The following is a 21,388-nucleotide window of genomic DNA, read 5'->3' on the forward strand; positions in this document are numbered from 1 at the left end:
GTTAAAATAACCAACTACTGCGTTATTTATTTAATAATTAGAACAACTAGTTATTAAAATAAACGCCTTATATTTGGGCATTTTCCCTGCGTATAAAGTAGACCACCTAATTAATGAAATTGGTATAAATTGCCATGCGAGAAACTAACATCAATCGCTAAACATAAACTTGATGACAAAAAAATCCCCGCTCATGGCGGGGATCTTAACACTTATTTCACGGGGTCGCAGTTCAAACTTAACAACATTAATTCTCGCAACGCAACTGAGAACTTGGCAAACTCATGAGTTTGCCCAACTCTAAAGTTAGCTAAAATATGCTGCCAGCGCTCAAGTGGTTGGGCATTATCTAGAAACCATTTATCCAACATGGCATCAATATCGGTCGAGTTTTTATTACCACTTAATATCACCGAAGTTAATGAACGTTGTTGCCAATCAAGCTCTTCTCTAAATGACGACCTTGCTAGCGCTTGCCAGTGGTTCGATACCGGTTGCGTGGTAATTTGATCTAAGAACCAATGTAAGTCTAATCTGGCACCCAGTTTAAAGTAAAGATCGGTCGCTAATTCAGTTGGCACGGCTTCAGATTTTGCAATTTCTGCAATATCCATTACCGAGAACAAGGTGCTCAGTAATGAAATTCTTAATGCCACAGACTCAGGCGCCCCAGCTTTAATCAAATCATTTTCCACGCGCTTAATTTGCGCTGCTTCATCTTCAATCATATAACTAGTAATATTGCTTGAAAGTTCAGCAAATGTGGCATGATAAAATTCAATTGATTGAGCAATGTTCATTGACTTAGAGCGATGGCGAAGGAACCAACGTGTAGCACGGCGTACTGTTCTGCGTAACTGAAATAGCATTTCTGTTTGGATAGAGGTAGAAATTTTATTATCTAAATCACTGATCTGCGTCCAAATGTCTGATAACTCAAATACCGCACTCGCCATACTATAGCAATTAGCAATTTCAGACGTTGTTGCCCCAGTTTCTTCTTTCATACGGTGAACAAAATTAAAGCCCATATCGTTACCAATATTATTGGCTAACTTAGTCGCTATAATTTCAGCTCGTAGGGGATGATCTTGCATTTGCGCACTGTAATTATCTTGCAGCTTTTTTGGAAAGGCTTTAATGAGCAAGCTTTGGTGAAATTCGTTGTCGCTAATTTCAGGACAAACCAGCTCTTCTTTTAGTACCATTTTACTATAGGCAAGTAAAACAGAAAGCTCAGGGCGTGTTAGCCCTTTACCTAAAGATAAACGCTCAGCAATTTCTTCATCACTTGGAATAAATTCTAACGCTCTAACTAATTTCCCCGAACGCTCTAACTCAGTAATAAATTGTGCTTGTTCTTTCAGCTGCTTAACACCACGTAACTCTGTGATTGACAAAGAGTGAGTTTGGCGATAGCAATCATCTATCACGATATCACCCACTTCTTCGGTCATGTCAGCAAGAATTTTATTACGCTGCTTAACCGTTAAGTCACCATTTTGAACTAAACCATTGAGTAATATTTTGATGTTAACTTCGTTATCTGAGCAATCAACGCCACCGGCATTATCAACAAAATCAGCATTAAGACGACCGCCTTTAGCGGCAAATTCAATTCGACCTAACTGCGTTAAGCCTAAATTACCGCCTTCACCTACTACTTTCGCTTCTAGATCTTGGCCATTGATGCGTAATGAGTCGTTAGCACGGTCACCCACTTCTAGGTGAGATTCTTTTGAGCCTTTAACGTAAGTACCAATGCCACCATTCCATAACAAATCAACCTTCATTTTTAATAAAGCTTGAATTAAGTCATTAGGTGCCATGGTTTGCTTTTGCGTACCAATCATTTTCTTAATTTGCGGCGTCAACTTTATTGACTTAGCAGAGCGATTGAATAATCCCCCTCCTTCCGAAACCAGTGACATATCAAAATCTTCCCATGAACAACCTGGAAGATTAAATAAACGCTCACGCTCAACATAAGTAGTCGCTGCATCTGGCGTTGGGTCAATAAAGATATGTAAGTGGTTAAATGCGACTTGTAGTCGGATGTGTTTTGATAATAACATGCCATTACCAAAAACATCACCAGCCATATCGCCAATACCAACGACAGTAAAATCAGTAGTTTGACAATCAATATCCATTTCTCGAAAGTGACGTTTAACTGATTCCCATGCACCTTTAGCGGTTATTCCCATGCCTTTATGGTCGTAGCCAACACTGCCACCTGAGGCAAACGCGTCGCCTAACCAAAAATTAAATTCATCAGAAATACTATTGGCAATATCCGAAAATGTAGCGGTACCTTTATCAGCGGCAACAACTAAATAAGGGTCATCTTCATCGTGACGCACAACATTTAATGGCGGGACTATTTCACCGTTAATAATATTGTCGGTAATATCAAGTAAACCACGAATGAAGGTACGATAGCACTCTTTACCCGCTTCAAAAATTTCATTTCTGTTACCGCTTGGTAGTTGCTTACAAACAAAACCACCTTTTGCACCCACAGGGACAATAACGGTATTTTTAACTTGTTGGGCTTTCACCAAACCTAGTACTTCAGTGCGGAAATCTTCGCGACGGTCAGACCAACGTAAACCACCACGAGCCACTTTACCACCGCGTAAGTGCACACCTTCTACTTGCGGAGAGTAAACAAATATTTCAAATTTAGGTAAAGGCAAAGGTACGTCTGTAATTAGCGCTGGTAAAATCTTGAATGAAATATAAGACTTCTCACCCGTAACAGGATGTGGCTGAAAATAGTTAGTACGAATAGTGGCATTAATCATCTCAACAAAGCGGCGAATAATACGGTCATCATCTAAGCTAGCAACACTGTCTAGAGAAGACTCTATGCTAGTGTGCACTTTCTCTATCAATTTCTCATTTAACTTTTTAGCCGGTGAGAAGCGTAAGTTAAACAGTCTAATTAATAACTTGGCAATACTCGGATAACGAGCAAAAGTATTTTCAGTGTAATTTTGGCTAAAGGTACCACCAATTTGACGCTCATATTTAGCATAGGCACGGATAATTGATACTTCACGACCGCCTAATTCAGCGCCTAAGATTAAACGGTTAAATCCGTCGTCTTCTAACTGCCCTGACCACACTTTTGCAAAAGCGTCTTGGAATAAGCTTTGAACAATCTCTAAGTTGAACTTACCTTTGCCCGTAAGTAACATTGAGAAGTCTAAAATCCAATAGACTTCTCCGCTTTCTGATTTTACGGCATACGGACTTTCGCCGATAACACGTAAACCAAAGTTTTCCAACATAGGTAGAACATCAGATAAATGTAATGGCTCACCCGAATGGAATAACTTTAATTTTACAGAGCGGCTGTTAGCGTCTTCTTCTTGTGGTTGATAAAACAACATTTCAAGTTTGTTGTCAGCAGATAAAGCTTCAAACTTTTCAATATCGACAATAGCTGTGCCCGGTAAAACTTCATCTTTATAGGCTTGTGGGAAGCTAGTATATTTTCTACTTAACGCTTTGCCTTTGGCTTCGCCTTTATGCGAGTTTAATGAATCAGCTAAATTATCATCCCAACTGCGTGCAGCATGGTTTAAATTCTTTTCAATTTCTTTCACATTAATGTCTGCTTTTGTCGAGTTAACTCTAACGATATAGTGCGTACGAGCTTGTGCGGACTCTGAGAAGTAAGTGGTGAATTCTACTTCTTCATTGCTACCTAATGCTTCTTGTAACAATTTTTGAGTATTAACACGTAGTGCCGTGTTGTAACGCTCGCGTGGTACATAAACCATACAAGAGTAAAAGCGGTTGAAGGCATCACGGCGCATAAACAAGCCTGAATAATCACGCTCTTGCATTTGAAATATACCGATGACATTTTTCAATAATTCAGCGGGTGAACTTTGTAAAATCTCATCTCTTGGGTAAGTTTCAAGTATGTTGATTAATGCTTTATAAGCATGGGTGCCTTGAGCAAAACCGGAATTGTTACATGTAGCCAAAACTTTAGATTTGATTAACGGTAAATCTAAAGCGCTATTGGTATAATAAGCCGAACCAAATAAGCCAACAAAGCGCTCTTCACCAATAACATTGCCTTTATTGTCAAAACGTTTCACACCAATATAGTCAAGATGAGCGGGACGATGTACGCGCGACTTAGCATTGGTTTTTGTTAAAACAAGTAAGTTATTGCCTAACGCTATTTCTCGGGCTGATTCGCTCAGCTCAGACATCAGGCGCTCTTTGCTGCCGCCATACTGGTTCATTAAGCCTAAACTCGTGCTAATATCAGCCGAAAGCGCTATGTCGCCTTCTAATGTCTTCACTTGGTAAGCGCGATAACCTAATAAGGTAAAGTTATCGGCTAACATCCATTCTAAAAGGCTCACGCTATCGCGGTGCTCTTCTTTAGAACAAGGTAAAACAGCCTGTTTAACTTCCTCAATAACACTACGCAGACGTGCCTGCATAGGTTGCCAATCGTTTACTGTCACAGCAATATCACTGACCACTGAATGTAATTCTTTGGCGATATTTTCTAATACTTTAGCGTCAATTTGACGATCAATTTCGATAAAAAATACTGTTTCAACAGACGTTGACTTAAATGATTGGTCGACAGAGGAAGAAAGTTTAGTGATATTTTTGCTTTTGCCACGAATAATTTTTATTGGCGAATTTAGCATTAAATGTGGTGTTAGGTTTAATCGACTTAAGGCAATACGCACAGAGTCGACTAAAAATGGCATATCACGGACAATTATTTCGATAATGGTATGGCTAGATTTCCAACCGTTTTTTGAAACCTGTGGATTAAAGACTTTAATCACTGGCTTATCATCTTGAGAATCGTTCAACGTATTCCACAGACTTAGCGTGGCACCGTACATGTCACTGTCATTTCTATGATCTAAATCTAACGTGGAAATGTTTTTATAAAGCAACTCAGAAAATTGATTTACAAGGGGAGCTGTTGCCGATGGAACTTTTTTTTGTATTAACTCTGCTACGTTCGAGAGTATCACTGAAGGTAAACCGTCTACTAACGTCATGCCTTTTCCCTTTTTGGATAAAACGCTTAAAAAAATTATTATTTTTAGTCTGTCTTAGGCTACAAATTATAACAGCGATCTTATTAATAAACATAGGGAAATGCGAGGACTATTTTAGATGCATTACTTTAAAAACTGTACATTTATCTGTCTCTGATACTGACATTTTCTATTTATTCATTAGTTATAAATAGAAAATGACCTTTCGGTCATTTTCTTGTTTATTTATGCACAATTATTTTTTAAATTAATTAGCATTTATTTTCGTTGTGGCCATAAAAATGCCGCTATAGCTGGTAATACCAGTACGGCAGCAATCATATTAACTAAAAACATAAAGGTTAATAGTATTCCCATATCAACTTGAAATTTTAAATCAGAGAAAAACCAGGTTGAAACACCTATCGCTAAAGTCACTCCGGTGATTAGTACCGCACTGCCTCGCTCTTTAAGCGCGTCAAAATAAGCACTTTGAACCGTAGCACCATTGCGCAGCTTAACACTCATAGTAGAGAGGATATAAATACCGTAATCAACACCTATACCTACACCTAAGGCGATAACCGGTAACGTTGATACCGTTAAGCCAATATCAAGTGCTGTCATCAACCATTGTGCAAGCGTTGATACTACGTAAAGTGGCACAACGACAGCGATTGTTGCTCTTAAACTTCTAAAGCTTAACAAACATAAAATAATCACCGCACCATAAACATACAGCATCATAGGGATCTGCGCAGCTTCTACCGCTTCATTAGTCGCCGCCATTACGCCAACAGGACCAGAAGCAAGTTTAAACGATAAATTATCATTACCTAGTTCGCTAGCCGCAAGTTTTGCCGCATCAACCACACGATTAATTGTTTCGGCTTTATGATCTGTTAAAAACAAAATCACCGGCATGGCGCTACAATCGCTATTGAGTAAACCACTAGAGGATGGCACGCGTGCAATTGATTGCACCAAGGTTTGTGTATTACGAGATAGCACACGCCATTTCGGATTACCTTCGTTGTAGCCCGCATTCACAATTTTTGCGATGGACGCTAAACTTACCGCTGACTGCACGCCTGGAATGTTCTCCATGCGCCACTGAAATCTATCAATAGTGTTCATATGATTATAGTAAGTACAAGCGTCTGCCGTGGTTTCAACAATCACTGACATATAATCGACACTAATGGCATATTTGTCGGTAATTAAAAAGGTATCTTGGTTATAACGTGACTTTTCATGCAGTGAGGGTGCACCGGCATGTAACTCCCCTATTTTCATATTTTGGGCTTCTTGGTAACCCACAATATAAAGCACAGCCGTACAAGCTAGTATAATCAACGCGACCTTACGTGTCGCAAATAACGACATAAAGTGCCATATACCATCGGTCGCAGAACCCTCTTTAGCTTGCTGATTTTCTTTACTTTTTGGCACATGCATGTAAGAAACTAACAGCGGTAACAAGACCAAATTAGTTAAAATAATCATGGCGACACCCAGTGACGCAGTAATGGCAAGCTCGCGAATAATGCCAATATCAATGGATAACAACGTCATAAAGCCCACAGTATCTGACAACAATGCGATACCACCTGGCACTAATAGCACACGGAAACTCAGTTGCGCCGCTTCTTTGCTAGTTTTTCCCGTATTAACCAATTTAGAAACAGAGTTAATCATTTGCACACCATGACTAACCCCGATTGCAAAGACTAAAAAGGGCACCAAAATCGACATAGGGTCTAAGCCAAACCCGAGCGTTGATAACATACCTAGTTGCCATACAACGGCAATCAATGAACATGAAATAGGTAAAATAGTTAAAGCAATTGAGCGACAAAACCAAAATACCATTAACGTTGTAATAGCGATGGCAATAGCAAAAAAGGTTACAACCCCTTTTGCTCCTTGTGCAACATCACCCACCATTTTGGTAAAGCCAATAATATGAATTGAGATATTGTCTTTTTCAAACTTACCCCGAATTTCATCTTCCAATTGACCAGCAAGTACAATGCTATCTAACTTCTCACCCGTATTTGGATCAATTTCCATTAACGAGGCTTTCACCATAGAACAACTGTAATCATCAGCAACAATACTACCAACAATGCCCGCTTTTTCTATATTACCTTTTACAATAGCTAAACCCGCGGCATCTGATTGAAAGCTGGCCGGTATTACTGGCCCACCGGCAAAACCATCTTCAACGATTTCAACAAATCGTGTACTAGGTGAAAATAAAGATTTCACCTGAATTCTGTCAACACCCGGTATAAAAAATAGCTGGTCATGTACGCCTTTTAAGGCGGTAAAAAACTCAGAATTAAAAATATCCCCACTGCTATCACACACTGAAATCAATACGTTATTTGCACCACCAAAATTCTCCCTATGCTCGAGATAGGTTTTCATATAAGTGTGGTTAAGTGGGATATGCTTGGTGAAGGCTGCATCAAGCTTAATTTGTGTTGCTTGAAACAACAAAAATATACTGGTCAGAGCAAAAAATACCAGTACGGCTAATCGACGACGAAAAAGTGTTGCTTCGACAACATTAATAATAGAGTTAAATTTCATGACAGTTACTTAGTTACGTTAATGGTTTTGATACCAACATCAGAGACGGCGATAATTTTATTTTCATACCAAACCCCCGCTATAAGTGCTTTACCATCTTTTTGAAGATGTTGGGTAAATGTAGCACCATCATCACGACTTTCTAATAAGACGCCGTTATTACCCAAGATAAAAACCCGTTGATCGTCACTAAGCACAATAGCACTTAACAAGGCGGTAACCTCGCTATCAATTGCTTGCCATGGCGTACCATTACGTAAACTACGAAAGATATGACCTCGTAAACCCACAACCAGTAAGTTGCCTTCCTGTGTGCGTTTTATATCGTAAAATGAACCTGGATATATCTCATCAAGTTTTTCCCAACTCGTACCAAAATCATTACTTTTTGCAATTAAACCCATTTCACCCGCTAAATATAACGTACGACCATCGGCAACAACGCGATTAAAATGCGGTAATATACTGCTTTGCACATCTAAATACGCTTCTTCATCTTGTAGTTTTAATTCGGCTAAATACGTTTGGTCCTCTGGGTAAAGCAATTCATTATGATGCTCTATAACCCAATGCTCGCCACCGTCATTTGTACGATAAAACAAACCATAGGAGCCAATAGCAATACCGTTATCTTTATCTAAAAACAACACATCCAACAAGGGTTTTTCTACTTGTGGTAGATGCTGTTGTATTTGCCAAGAAAGGCCACCATCTTTTGACGATAATATAGTGGCGTCATGGCCGACCGCCCAACCGTTGTCTTCATCGGTAAAATAAACCGCGGTTAATGTTACTTGTACAGGCACTTGTGCTTGCTGCCATTGCACACCATCTGTTGAAAGTAAAATGTGACCACGCTCACCAACAACCACTAATTTTGATTGATTAATTACCGTAATATCAAGCAAGAGTGATTTACTCGCCAGTGGAGCAATTACCGAGTCGAGTGTTTGCGCATTAATAATAGGGATAGTAAGAAAACTGAGTAAAATAACGAGAAGACGCATCATTAACTATATTAGCTCCATTCATTTGGACTGTAGAGGCCATAAGCCTCAAATTAGGTATATTAAGGGGAAATGGGCTTTAGTAATGCCCATCGATACCAAGATATCCACCGTCTTTAGCTTAGCTAATAAACAGTGGAATAAAAATTAAATAACTATTTGAAAACTTTAAAACAAAAACGGCTAGCACTCGCCAGCCGTTTTATCAAGGTTATTACTTATCTGCGACCTTCACGACGTAATGCTGAAGACGTAAAGTCAACATCATTTAAATCGGCTGAAAAGTCATACATACTGGCTTCGTTATCTAAACCCATCGCAATATAACGACGAGATTGTAGATCATGAAACACTTCTAAAGTTGACCATTGCGTTGGTACTTCATAGTAATTAATACCATGGGCAACACCCACTCGGTATAGTTCATCACGGTTATCATAAATATCAGTAACCGCTACTTGCCAGCTATCTTCGTCAATATAAAACACGCGTTTTTTATAAGTATGACGTGTATCTGATTTTAAGTTCGCTTCGACCACCCAAACACGATGTTTCTCGTAACGTACTAATTCAGGATTAATATGACCCGGCTGTAAAATTTGATCATATTTTAAATCATCACTATGCAAACGATAATCATTATATGGAATTAACAACTCTTGCTTGCCTTTTAATGTCCAATTATAGCGATTCGGTGCGCCGTTAAACATATCAAAGTCATCTGTTGTTCTTAAACCATCTGACGCTGTACCTGGTGCGTCATAAGCAACATTAGGTGCACGACGAACACGACGTTGACCGGTATTATAGGTCCAAGCTTGGCGAGGTGTTTTTATTTGATCCATAGTTTCATGAACCAATAAAGCCGTACCTGCTAAACGTGCGGGCTCAGTCACTTTTTGTTTAAACTTAAATAAAATATTGGTTTTTTGAAGCTCTTCAGCTTTAACACCCTTAACGCCATAGGGTATAAGTAACTGATCATCAAATCCCATGTAGGTATAATCGCCTGACGCCGTTGGCGCTGCTTGACCACCTTCACGCGTCAATTTTTCACCACGATAGCGTAAAATATGATTCCAAATAGCTTCTAAACCATCACTTGGTACTGGAAATGGGATACCAATTGCCGCTTGAATAATACCATTTCCGCCTTCAACTAGTTCAGTTCTAGTGGCATTTTCCACAGTCGCCTGATAAACATGCTCAGGATATGATGCTGAACGACGAGATTGATAAACACTCATCTTGTAAGTATCAGGATAAGTTTCAAATAACTTAATTTGGCCTGGCGTTAATAAATTTTTATATTGCGCAAGGTTCTTAGCTGTAATGGTATACATTGCCTTGTCATCAGCAAATGGGTCTAGATGATGATCACCCACTTTATAGCCCGCAGGTGCTGATGTAATCCCACCTGTCCACGCTGGAATAGAACCATCTGCGTTAGCTGCACGAACAGCACCAAAGGGCGTTAATTCTTTTTGTAACTTAGCTGCATCTTGCTCGCTAATTTTTGCAGTAGCGCTGGTTGATGCTAATGCTACGGTTACCGCTATTGATACTAGCGTTACCTTTTTAAAGGTATTTTTAAAAATATTTTTCATGAAAGTAATCCTCCTACAGCCTTAAATTGAATACTTGATGTTAAAAGATACGTAATCGCGATCTTCCAATTGGTTCGTAGTGCCTACACCACCAAAAAAGCTGTTGTAGCTAAAATCAGCAGACCAACGGCTTTGGTAATCGAAACCTAAACCTAATGACACTGACTTTCTATCTTCAACAAACAAGAATAAAGGATCCGGTGTAATACCATTCACATCATGTGAAAAGACAACTTTTGGTGAAACGTTAATGCCGGCAAACACGTTGGTATAATCCAATTTACCTACAAAGCGATAACCCCATGCAAAAGCACTTGGGAATGGGTTGGTTTCAACGCCGTCTTGTAGCGCTAGTTCTAGACCTTCTTTACCTGCAACACCACCATTTCGGCTAGTGCCTGGGCCATTTAGACGTAAAACATCTTGCTCTGGCATATCACGAATATCAATACCACCCACTTCAAGCAAGGTCACAAATTGACTGGCGCCAAGCGTTGGTCCCCATAAATGGGTTAAAGTCATTTGTGCTTGTATTGTGTCAGATAAAATATAGCCATTAGCACGTGTGCCACCAGCGAAAGTAGGCATTTGCGAAATACCATCAAGCTCATCACGCCCTAAATTATTCGCTAATTGTTGTGGCATAGCCGCAAATAACAATTCAACGTCATCTATTTGCAACGGTTCATCTTGACGGAAGGTCACTTCACCGGCAACCGATGTTGTGCCAATAGCGGTATTAAAGCTTAAAGCATACAGTTTTATATCTTCAATATAATCCAGTTCAACACGAGAAAAAGCCTGTAAATCCGTATAGTTATCTTGTGTGATTTCAGTCGACACTAACATACCAACATCATGAGCTAAAGCTGCGCCGGTAAAGTCAGCGGTAATACCTGAAAATACTGGACGTCTGCTATGATAATTCATGTGATACAAGCTAACTTCTGTATCATTTAACGCCGGTAAATACCAAGAAAGGCGCAAACCGTATTGACCGCCATCTTCTGGATCGTTTTCAGCGCCGTCTTCACGTAAGGTTAATTTCGTTGGGAAACCACCCACATAAGCACCAGCAGCGTCAGCAAGAGCAACATTGCCATTTAATATTTGCGCTCTTAAGCCATTTAAATTGTTAATTAATGAGTCAAGATCCATATCTGGATTACTAGCAAAGTTTAATTGCACATTATTATAGTGGCCACCATCACCGGCAAAATCATTAGTTGAAAAATAACTCCCTGGTGCAGGTAAAACAGTTTTTTCCCAGCTATATTGATAAAACATTTCAACGTTAAAAGTTTCTGTAACCCCTAGCGATGCCCATACGGCGCCAAAAGGAATAAAGGCTTCTTTTAACTCTGCGCCAGGTGCTTTTAAGCGGGCAATATCTACGGGGTTAAGTTCACTAATACCGTGAGAGATTAAGGTACTTTCGCCCCAACTAATCACCTGTTGACCAACACGGACAGAAAACGGCATTGCACCGAGTTCAAAATCACCATAAACAAAAGCATCCAACATGCGAACATCACGACATACTTGGTCTTTCGCTTCATTATCACGGCATGGATCATTAACCTTACCAGAACTTGGATTTGTCCAAGCTCTATCGCCGTCGACCATTTCAAAATCATAAAAATACATAGCGCGACCAAAAAAACCTAAGTTTTCATAACGCACACCAAGCTCATGTGTCCCTTTAATTAATTTTGAAAAGCTTTCGCCCGAATTAAAATTTAAATTAGCGTTATCGCCATTGGTCGAATAACTTCCAGCCCCGTCCCATACAGTAGCCGCACTCGGATTAGCATTTAGTATTGGATGATATTGGCTAAAATCAAAACCATTATTAACGTTATTAGATTTACCAACGTTGTCATTCCAATTACGGTCTTCTACTCGCCAGCTTGTACCTGCTGAAAATGTAGAGTCAAAAGTAATGTCGAAGTTTCCTAACTCAAAGATTTTTGCTTGAACATTAACATTAGCTAATGTTATCAAAGCGGCAGCTATACTCAAAGCCAGTGGCTTTTTGTAAAAACCGTTGCGAAGGTTCTGTTTCATTTCCTATCTCCCCAGATGTGATTTTGCATTTTATTTTTATATGCTACGTACATGGTATAAAACAATAATTACATCATTTTGACCCAGTGGCAAGTGCTAAAGTCTTTGTTAAAGCCCTTTATATTCAAGACTTGAATCAGGTCATCTGATGAGAACAAAAAGGCGTTTAAAACGCTTGTTTTAAACGCCTAATCTTAATAAGCTGTAATCCTCAAATAGTGAACAGAAATAACCGCCGACATACAACCTGCTAATAGCGACACTTATTTCAAATGGTCCGACCACTGTTTAAAGCAAAAACTCTAATCATGATACTTTATCTAATGATAAAAACTTATTGTTAAGTGTTTGCAAGCAAAAGCGCCCTTTAATGCCATTTCTAGTTAAATAAACTCGTAAATGCATCGCCGGAAATTCAACCTTTACTCTCTGCTCGGTCATAACAATAATGGATTTAATTCGCCCTTGATAATAAGGTAAGTATTCTTGGCTCGTTATATTCAAGCTAAAATAGTACTTCATGCTTTTTCCTAATGCGCTAACGCAGCATCAAGTTTTTCTTTTAAATCTTTTGAAAGATTTACTTGCTTAGCAAATTGTTCGAGCTTGGTTTTTATCATGGTTTGTCTGTACTGATCAAACGACTTAAATTGAATAAGCGGCGTAATTAATCGCGACGCCACTTGTGGATTAATATCGTTAAGCAGAATTAATTGTTCAATTAAAAACTGATAACCTCGGCCACTAGCACAATGAAAATAACGAGGATTGCTAGCCGTAAAAGCACCAATAAGGGCACGAACTCTATTTGGATTCTTTAAGCTAAATAAAGGATGTGCAATAAGTGCCGCTAAATTTTCATAGATAGCCTCCTCATTAACACCTGCTTGTATCGCAAACCATTTATCCATGACTAATGCTGTGTCAGACCATTTATGCTCAAAATCTAACATCATATTAGCAAAGTTTTCATGACTATTTTTCGCCGCACAGTTAAGCACAGCTAAAGTGTCGGTCATATTATTTGACTGCTGAAACTGCTTGGTTAATAAAGCTTCTTGGCTACTAAGCGTGCTCAAGTAAGATAGGCAAATATTTTTTAATGCCCGTTTACCGATAGCAATACCGTCACTTGCATAATCAGCTTGTATATTTTGCTGATACTGCTGTAAAAAAAATGGTGCTAGTTCTTTTGCTAAAACATGCTTAACACTATCAATGGCGTCAAGTAGAGCGATAGGGTCAACTTCTTCAATATTATCAACTAATTCACTAAAGCTCGGTAATGTTAATTGCTCAGCTTTAAAAGCGGCTGAAATATCGGCGGTTAATATGGTTTTAAAGGCTTGGTATAAATGTTCAGGTAAACTCAACGTCGGTTGCAGCATCAGCTGAGTGATATAGGTTGTTAAGAGTTTTTGCCCTGCATCCCAGCGACAAAAATCATCGTTAGCACGGGTCATAATACATTGTAGGTCTTGATCCGATTGTGAAAATTGGCTTTTAACCGGTGCAGAAAACCCGGTTAATAAAGCCAACACAGGTTTCTGGCTAAAAGCTTTAAAAGTCCATGTTTGCTTTTGCTCTGTTAATTGTAGTAACTGCGACTGATTTGGCTGATCATCATTAGCCATTAATTCAATACCAACAGGAATATGCAAGGCAGGATTTTCGCCATTAGTTTGCGCTATGGTTAAGTGATATTCAGACAAGTCTTCGTCAAAGCTTTCGCTAATCTGTAATACAGGCGTTCCTGCTTGGGTGTACCAGCGCTTAAATTGGCTAAGATCAACACCCGATGCATCTGCCATAGCACTGATAAAGTCATCACATGTCACCGCCATACCATCAAAGCGTTGAAAGTATAGATCTAAACCTTTTCTGAATTTATCCACGCCAAGCAAGGTATGAATCATACGAATAACTTCAGCACCTTTTTCGTAAACCGTTAAGGTGTAAAAGTTATTCATTTCGATAACTTTTTCTGGTCGAATCGGATGTGCCATTGGGCCAGCATCTTCGGCAAATTGCAGCGAACGTAACACCCGCACATTTTGAATACGGTTAACTGAAGCTGAATGCATATCAGCACTAAATTGCTGATCTCTAAATACTGTCAGCCCTTCTTTTAAGCTCAGTTGAAACCAATCTCGGCAAGTAACACGGTTACCGGTCCAGTTATGAAAATATTCATGGGCAATAACTGCCTCAACATTAAAGTAATCAACATCGGTCGCGCTAGCTTCATCGGCTAAAACGAATTTACTGTTAAATACATTCAGACCTTTATTTTCCATCGCGCCCATATTGAAAAAATCAACAGCGACTATCATGTAAATATCAAGATCATATTCAAGGCCAAAGGTTTCTTCATCCCAGTTCATCGCATGTTTTAACGACGCCATAGCATGATGCGCTTTATGAATATTGCCTTTATCAACAAATATTTCCAAGGCAACGTCACGACCAGAACTGGTGTTATAAACATCTTTTAAAACATCAAAATCACCGGCAACTAAGGCAAATAGATAACAGGGTTTAGGAAAGGGGTCATGCCATTGCACAAAATGCTGGCCACTGGCTAAGTCGCCTGCAGCAATCTTATTACCATTAGACAACAAATAAGGAAACTGCGCTTTGTTGGCAATAACTTTGGTGGTAAACGTTGCCATGATATCGGGACGGTCGAGGTAATAGCTAATGCGCCTGAAACCTTCCGCTTCACACTGAGTGCAGTAGGCCTCGCCTGACTTAAACAAGCCTTCAAGTGCGGTATTTTCAATAGGATTAATTTCAGTAACGATTTCTAGCGTAAATTCGTTGCGATCAATAGCAAGGGTTAAACTGCTATCACTGACGAGATAATCATCACTTGAGAGCGGTTCATCATCAATCAAAACTGATAATAAAGTTAAGTGCTCGCCATCGAGTATCAAGGGTTGATTATCTGCCACCTTTCGAGTCATGTGCATGCGATTGGTCACGTGAGTTTTATATTCATCAAGTTTAAAGGTTAACTCAACGGTAGAAATAGAAAAGTTTGCTTCGCTATAGTCAGCTAAATAGCGTGGGGTAAAATCACTCATGCGCATCCTTAATAGAGTACATTGTATCTTGGTTAGAAGTTAACGCCTGTAATAGACATTAAAAAGCCTGTATTAAACAGGCTTTGTGAATATTTATTAATTTTGTAAATTTTTTAGTTCTTTGTCACTAGTCTTTTTATCTTAAAGCCCATATAACCATATGTCACGGCTAAAATAGGGTTAATTAAATTAAAGAAACAATAAAAGATATAATCATAAGATGTTAATGCCATAGCGCCAAACATAAATGCACCACAGGTATTCCAAGGGATTAATGGTGAAGTAATAGTGCCCGAATCTTCTAATGTTCGGCTTAATACTACTGGGTCTAAGCCTCTTTTTTCATATTCTTCTTTGTACATTCTTCCCGGCATCACTATAGCCATATATTGGTCGGCTGTGATCAAGTTAGTGCCTATACAAGTCGCTACGGTACTGGCAATTAAGCTACCTGTTGATTTTGCCTTCGCTAAGATTGACTCAACAAATTTTTTCAACATACCTAAATGCTCTAAAATTGCACCAAAGCTTAATGCGGTAACCACTAGCCAGATAGTATTTAACATACCCGACATACCACCACGGCTTAACAGTTGATCAATTTCCGCGTTACCTGTGTCGACAACTACGCCGTCAAAAAATGCCGTCCATACTACCATAATAGTGGCTTTAGTTGAATCTACACCTTCTTGAGCCATGCTAGAAATCAAGTCTTGTTGAAAAATAACCGCCCAAATAGCGCCTAATACCGCACCGATAGCAACCGCTGGAAATGCTGGCATTTTTTTATAAGCCATTATTAATAGTAGCAGTAAGGGGATTAAGTTCAAGGCTGATATGTTATAGGTATTTTCCAAGGTACTGGTTAATGACACAATACTATCTGTGTTCCCCACCCCTGAAGTAGAATGGTTAAAGCCAATAATAAGAAATAAAATTAGCGCTATGGTAATTGAAGGAATCGTTGTCCATAGCATGTAGCGAATATGAGCAAATAATTCACTACCGGCTACCGCAGGGGCTAAATTAGTCGTTTCGGATAATGGCGATAATTTATCACCAAAATAGGCGCCTGATATGACGGCACCAGCAGTAACCGATGGCGATAGTTCAAAGCCGCCAGCAATACCAATAAATGCAACACCTACTGTCGCGGCAGTGGTCCAAGAGCTGCCTATGCTCATCGCTACAACACCGCACACTAGGCAGGTTGCGGCATAAAACCAACTGGGGTCTATAATTTTCAAGCCATAATAAACCATCGTAGGCACAGTACCTGATAACAACCATGTACCAATTAATGACCCTACTGCTAATAAAATTAGCACCGCGCCTAAAGAAATTGATATGCCATGGATAATCGATTTTTCCATCTCATGCCATTTATGACCATTTTTTAGCCCAATCACCGCAGCTACGCCCGTCGCTAAAAACAAGGCTATTTGGTTAGGTCCTGATGATGAACTATCACCAAAAAAAGTTACCGCGGCAATTAATAAACAAATAAGGACAACGATTGGAATAAGAGAGTCCAACATAGAAGGTTGTCGCGAAGATTGAGGGTCAGACATAGATAAATTTACACCTTATTATCTTAATTATTATAGTGGTTAAATTATTTGTGCTAGTAAGATGCCGACTGTTCGCAGATAGTGCAAGCTATTTTTGACAATAAGCTGCTAACTAGCCCTTTGTTTATAAGGATTTAAAGAATAATTATGCAGTTATTTCAGGTAAAAATCAGTCGAAGAAACCTGGCACTAAAAAGCCACCCTAAGGTGGCTTTCATTATTGTATCAGTAAAGCAGCTATTTTTTGGCGACTTTACCCAGTGACACTAAGTCAAAGGTAATTCTTGCTGTTTCGTCTAAAAACGGGTCTAGTGCTTCTAAATCTTCTGGTAAGTCATCTAAGTCAGCTACGTTTTCTTTACCCATAACGGTAAGTCGTTCATTCGCACGCTTTAATTGCTTAGCCTTACGACTTTCTCTTTTTTCTTTGCGCTTGGCTAAGTTTAATGAGATATTTTTATCATCTTTTTCAGCTTTATATTCTGCAATATCAGAGAGTAAATAATTAAACTCTTGATTTTTTTCAACACGTGAACTGTACAATGAAGTCAAATATGATACATCTTTGCTAATATCATTAAGCTTATTATATTGCGCTTTTGGGATTTGATCCCAAGGCAAGGCGTTTTCTTCTTTACTTTCGCCCCAGTCAGCTGGATCTATCGCCGATGGAAATTCAATATCGGGTAATACACCCCGGTGTTGGGTGCTACCACCATTAATGCGATAAAACTTGGCAATGGTAAATTGAATGCTGCCAAACGGTTTTTCGTACAAATCGTAGACACGGCCTAGACCTCTATGTTGCTGGACAGTGCCTTTGCCAAAAGTGTGTTCACCAACAATAATGCCTCGTCCATAATCCTGAATGGCTGCTGAGAATATCTCTGACGCTGAAGCACTGTAGCGATCGACCATAACAGTCAGTGGCCCATCATAAAAACTAATACCGTCTTTATCACTGTTAACTTGTACGCGGTTAGCACCATCACGCACTTGTACTACGGGGCCTTTATCAATAAATAGCCCGGTAAGTAAAGTTGCCTCTGTTAACGAGCCACCACCATTGCCACGAAGGTCAACAATGATACCAGACACGTTCTCCTCTTTAAGTTTAGCTATTTCAAGCTTAACGTCGCGAGAAAGATGGTTGTAAAAGCTGGGGATCGTGATCACACCCAATTTTTTAGTGTTCTCATCACCTTCTTTTTCAAAATAGACTTCTGATTTTGCCGCGCGATCTTCAAGTTTTATGGTATCTCTAACAATAGAAACCACTTTAATGCTGCTGTCATCTTCTGATTCTGCGCCTAAAACTTGTAACCTAACCTTGCTGCCTTTAGGACCTTTGATCAGTTCAACAACATCGTCTAAACGCCAACCAATAACGTCGACAAACTCTTTATCATCTTGTGCAACACCGACAATACGATCTTTAGGGTTTAATTCGTTAGATTTATCAGCCGGGCCTCCAGAAACCACACTTTGAATAACGGTATAGTCTTCTTCTGCACGTAAAACTGCACCAATACCTTCCAGTGATAAATTCATTTCCATTTGAAAACGTTCAGCATTACGGGGAGATAAATATGAAGTGTGTGGTTCAACTACGCGGGCAAAGCTGTTCATGACGACTTGAAATACATCTTCACTTTCACTTTGCTTTAAGCGTTTAATCGCGTAACGATAACGTTTGCCTAATACTTCTTGAATTTTTTCCCACTCTTTACCGGCTAACGTTAAATTTAATGCATCATATTTAACTTTTTTACGCCATAACTCGTCTAATTCATCAACAGAGTTAGGCCATTGAGCATCTTCCCGATCAAAGTCGTAGGATTCATCAAGGTCAAAATCAAAAGGTTTTTCGCTTGCTAAAAGGCTTAGTGCATATTGATAGCGTTCTAATCGGCGTTGTAAATTAAGGTTGTAGATTTCATAAGCAACATCAAGTTTACCGCGGGCAATAACCGAATCAAATTCATCACGATACTGCTCAAAGCCTTTAACGTCAGCAGCCAGAAATACGTTACGAGCGTAATCTAATTGCTTAATATAACGATCAAAAATTTGCTCTGAAAGTATGTCATCAATTTTTATTTTTTTGTAGTGTGCACGCGTAAACTGTGCCGTAATTCGCTTTGTAGAGGCAGCATGTTGACTTTCTGGCGCCAGTATCAATAAGCTTTCATTGTCTACCTTAGTCTCAGCAAAAACTGAGATGCTGGCAAGTGACAATGATACCGCTATAGCTATACAACAAAATTTATGCATTCACATACTCCAAATTTATTCTGTAAAAATATTTTTAACTTGTGTTTTCACAACCATACCCGAGTTTAATTGTACGCTAACATCTTTGCCAGAAACTTCTGTGATAACAGCGTCCATTGAAGATTGTCCCAATTGCACTTTGATATTTTTGCCAACAACAACATTACTTGTTTCAACCGGTTTAAGTGTAACGGTTGGTTTTGTAACTACGCGCTTGGTTGATTTTACCGTATTGAATTTTTCTTTACGGCTACCATCTGTAGAGTCTTTAGCAACCGGCTTAGTTCCCTTAGCAGCATTACCTTTATAAGGTTTTTTAGCCACTTTGTCTTTAGGCTTTTTGGTACCAAACTTTTCTTGGCTTTCTTTTAATGTTTTGCTGGCATAATCTGCTTGTTCTTGATCAATCTCTGCAGAGTCATTACCGTCAATATCAATTCGAAAACAGCCTAGTTTAATTGCTTTCAAATAACGCCAGCTACTTGTGTAATGTCTAAGTGCTTGACGTAGACGAGTTTTACTTACCGTTTCATCACCAATCAGCTTTTCTGCTAAATCTTGAAAAATGCCAATTTTTAATGGTTTTGCAGCACCTTCGATAGAAAAACATGCTGGAAATTTTTCCGCCAAATAGCCAATAATTTCTTTTGTGCTAATACGCTTAACTTCAGCATCAACATTTGGCGTTGTTTCAACCACCGCATCTACTACTGGTGTTGTTTCAACTGCTGCGTCTGCTACTGTTGTTTCAACTGCCGCGTCTGCTACCACTTTTACTTCACTTTCTATTTTAGTTTCCATAAATACAACTTTTCAAAATTTTAATTCTGCTCTGCTAGATATTGTTCACGATTTTCCAACAAATGTCGGCACCAATCATAAATATCTTCACTTTCGATTTCAGCTAAGGCTTCTTGCCCTATCCACGTGTCCCACACCAAAGAAAGCAACTGCTCTAAAACCTCTGGTGCAATATCTTCTTCTGCTAAGTCATAAACGGTATGATAAATCTCGTTAATACGCTCAGCAACTATCTCTTCATCACCTTCCCAATCTCCAACAACGGCTTCTGAAACTAGGTAGTCATGAATAACAATAAATTCTTTCATTAGTTTACCACGCCATGGTTAATCATAACATTTTCAAACAAACTAATTATTTTTTCTAATCCTGCTTGATCATCACTATCAAAACGATTGAATGCTATGCTGTCAATATCAAGCACAGCTATCACTTTCTCGTTCAACCTTAAAGGTAATACTATTTCAGCATTACTGCTAGCGTCACAAGCAATATGACCGTCAAACGCATGCACATCAGCAACACGTTGTACTGCATTTTTACTTGCCGCTGTTCCACAAACCCCACGACCTAAAGGGATACGGATACAAGCCACTTTACCTTGAAATGGACCAAGGACAAGTTCGTCATTGATCAAACGGTAAAAACCAACCCAATTAACATCTGCTAATTGCTCAAATAACAAAGCACTGACGTTGGCCATATTAGCAATCACATCAGTTTCATCACTGATCAAGGCTTCAACTTGCTTATATAAGTCACGATAAAAGGTGTTTTTTGTCATTAATGAAGATGCCTACAATAAAAACGCATAACATACCCTGATAGCGCAGAAAACTAAAGCGCTATCAGCAGCAATTAGCAATTATCTAGCAATTTTATGATAAATATTAACTTTAATGGCGCATTTATCATTTTTTCATCGTTAAATCGTCTACTACTCGCTTTTTGATATATTTCTTTAAGCTTTTATTTTACCAACCTTGATGATTATTTATTTGCTGTGTAACAACCATCTCTTTATATAAATAGTGTCATATTGCTCAACAGCCATAGGTTTTATTTTTGCCATAGCCAATAGATAAATCATGCATGCTTACATAACTCTCAGTCAATAGCACAATATAGCAGCATAGAGTCGAACAATAGCGAGCTATTGTAATGACGCAGAGCAAATAAATTTACTCTGTAGCCTATCTGAAAGTGAGTAATTAATTAGTCTATTTAGTCTCACGTAAATGCCTTGAAAAATTGTTCTAGATAACAATTTTTATAATATAAAAATCTTGTGCATTAACAAAAAGCACTATCAAAAGCATTACTGATAGTGCTTTATTAAAGCCT

Annotated in this window: 12 protein-coding genes; all 12 read right to left on the reverse strand. The window is 38.9% G+C overall.

Annotation, left to right across the window (positions count from 1 at the left end):
• Positions 1-212 precede the first annotated feature (212 nt).
• Positions 213-5,054, reverse strand: a complete 4,842-nt coding sequence (locus H4J65_RS09990) for an NAD-glutamate dehydrogenase (RefSeq protein WP_182198013.1) — start codon at positions 5,052-5,054, stop codon at positions 213-215.
• Between the two features lie 258 nt (positions 5,055-5,312).
• On the reverse strand, positions 5,313-7,631 hold the full coding sequence (locus H4J65_RS09995; RefSeq protein WP_182137801.1) for an RND family transporter: 2,319 nt from the start codon (positions 7,629-7,631) through the stop codon (positions 5,313-5,315).
• 5 nt (positions 7,632-7,636) lie between these two features.
• A complete protein-coding gene (locus tag H4J65_RS10000; protein ID WP_259367577.1) occupies positions 7,637-8,641 on the reverse strand; it encodes a YCF48-related protein in 1,005 nt (334 codons plus the stop codon).
• A 215-nt stretch (positions 8,642-8,856) separates the two neighbouring features.
• A complete protein-coding gene (locus tag H4J65_RS10005; protein ID WP_182198015.1) occupies positions 8,857-10,245 on the reverse strand; it encodes a DUF1329 domain-containing protein in 1,389 nt (462 codons plus the stop codon).
• Between the two features lie 21 nt (positions 10,246-10,266).
• Positions 10,267-12,312, reverse strand: coding sequence for a DUF1302 domain-containing protein (locus H4J65_RS10010; protein ID WP_182137799.1), 2,046 nt, complete (start codon positions 12,310-12,312; stop codon positions 10,267-10,269).
• Positions 12,313-12,618: 306 nt separating this feature from the next.
• Positions 12,619-12,834: a DUF2835 family protein gene (locus tag H4J65_RS10015; RefSeq protein WP_182137798.1), complete on the reverse strand. Its 216-nt coding sequence runs from the start codon at positions 12,832-12,834 to the stop codon at positions 12,619-12,621.
• An 8-nt stretch (positions 12,835-12,842) separates the two neighbouring features.
• Positions 12,843-15,404 (reverse strand): aminopeptidase N, encoded by a 2,562-nt coding sequence (gene pepN, locus H4J65_RS10020; protein WP_404851945.1) that lies wholly within the window; start codon positions 15,402-15,404, stop codon positions 12,843-12,845.
• Positions 15,405-15,511: 107 nt separating this feature from the next.
• Positions 15,512-16,969, reverse strand: a complete 1,458-nt coding sequence (nhaC, locus tag H4J65_RS10025; RefSeq protein ID WP_182185977.1) for a Na+/H+ antiporter NhaC — start codon at positions 16,967-16,969, stop codon at positions 15,512-15,514.
• 237 nt (positions 16,970-17,206) lie between these two features.
• Positions 17,207-19,243, reverse strand: coding sequence for a carboxy terminal-processing peptidase (gene prc, locus H4J65_RS10030; RefSeq protein WP_182198020.1), 2,037 nt, complete (start codon positions 19,241-19,243; stop codon positions 17,207-17,209).
• A gap of 15 nt (positions 19,244-19,258) precedes the next feature.
• On the reverse strand, positions 19,259-20,044 hold the full coding sequence (gene proQ, locus H4J65_RS10035) for an RNA chaperone ProQ (RefSeq protein ID WP_182198022.1): 786 nt from the start codon (positions 20,042-20,044) through the stop codon (positions 19,259-19,261).
• Positions 20,045-20,064: 20 nt separating this feature from the next.
• Positions 20,065-20,352, reverse strand: coding sequence for a hypothetical protein (locus H4J65_RS10040; protein WP_182137793.1), 288 nt, complete (start codon positions 20,350-20,352; stop codon positions 20,065-20,067).
• Positions 20,352-20,828 (reverse strand): GAF domain-containing protein, encoded by a 477-nt coding sequence (locus H4J65_RS10045; RefSeq protein WP_182137792.1) that lies wholly within the window; start codon positions 20,826-20,828, stop codon positions 20,352-20,354. Before H4J65_RS10045 ends, H4J65_RS10040 begins: the two co-directional genes overlap by 1 nt.
• Positions 20,829-21,388: the final 560 nt, after the last annotated feature.

Source organism: Colwellia sp. MB02u-9, from assembly GCF_014077085.1.
Classification (GTDB): domain Bacteria; phylum Pseudomonadota; class Gammaproteobacteria; order Enterobacterales; family Alteromonadaceae; genus Cognaticolwellia.

What these genes read in the sequence shown, in the direction of transcription:
- H4J65_RS09990 (WP_182198013.1), bottom strand. Translation starts at nt 5,054, where the DNA reads ATGACGTTAGTAGACGGTTTACCTTCAGTGATACTCTCGAACGTAGCA.
- H4J65_RS09995 (WP_182137801.1), bottom strand. Translation starts at nt 7,631, where the DNA reads ATGAAATTTAACTCTATTATTAATGTTGTCGAAGCAACACTTTTTCGT.
- H4J65_RS10000 (WP_259367577.1), bottom strand. Translation starts at nt 8,641, where the DNA reads ATGATGCGTCTTCTCGTTATTTTACTCAGTTTTCTTACTATCCCTATT.
- H4J65_RS10005 (WP_182198015.1), bottom strand. Translation starts at nt 10,245, where the DNA reads ATGAAAAATATTTTTAAAAATACCTTTAAAAAGGTAACGCTAGTATCA.
- H4J65_RS10010 (WP_182137799.1), bottom strand. Translation starts at nt 12,312, where the DNA reads ATGAAACAGAACCTTCGCAACGGTTTTTACAAAAAGCCACTGGCTTTG.
- H4J65_RS10015 (WP_182137798.1), bottom strand. Translation starts at nt 12,834, where the DNA reads ATGAAGTACTATTTTAGCTTGAATATAACGAGCCAAGAATACTTACCT.
- pepN (WP_404851945.1), bottom strand. Translation starts at nt 15,404, where the DNA reads ATGCGCATGAGTGATTTTACCCCACGCTATTTAGCTGACTATAGCGAA.
- nhaC (WP_182185977.1), bottom strand. Translation starts at nt 16,969, where the DNA reads ATGTCTGACCCTCAATCTTCGCGACAACCTTCTATGTTGGACTCTCTT.
- prc (WP_182198020.1), bottom strand. Translation starts at nt 19,243, where the DNA reads ATGCATAAATTTTGTTGTATAGCTATAGCGGTATCATTGTCACTTGCC.
- proQ (WP_182198022.1), bottom strand. Translation starts at nt 20,044, where the DNA reads ATGGAAACTAAAATAGAAAGTGAAGTAAAAGTGGTAGCAGACGCGGCA.
- H4J65_RS10040 (WP_182137793.1), bottom strand. Translation starts at nt 20,352, where the DNA reads ATGAAAGAATTTATTGTTATTCATGACTACCTAGTTTCAGAAGCCGTT.
- H4J65_RS10045 (WP_182137792.1), bottom strand. Translation starts at nt 20,828, where the DNA reads ATGACAAAAAACACCTTTTATCGTGACTTATATAAGCAAGTTGAAGCC.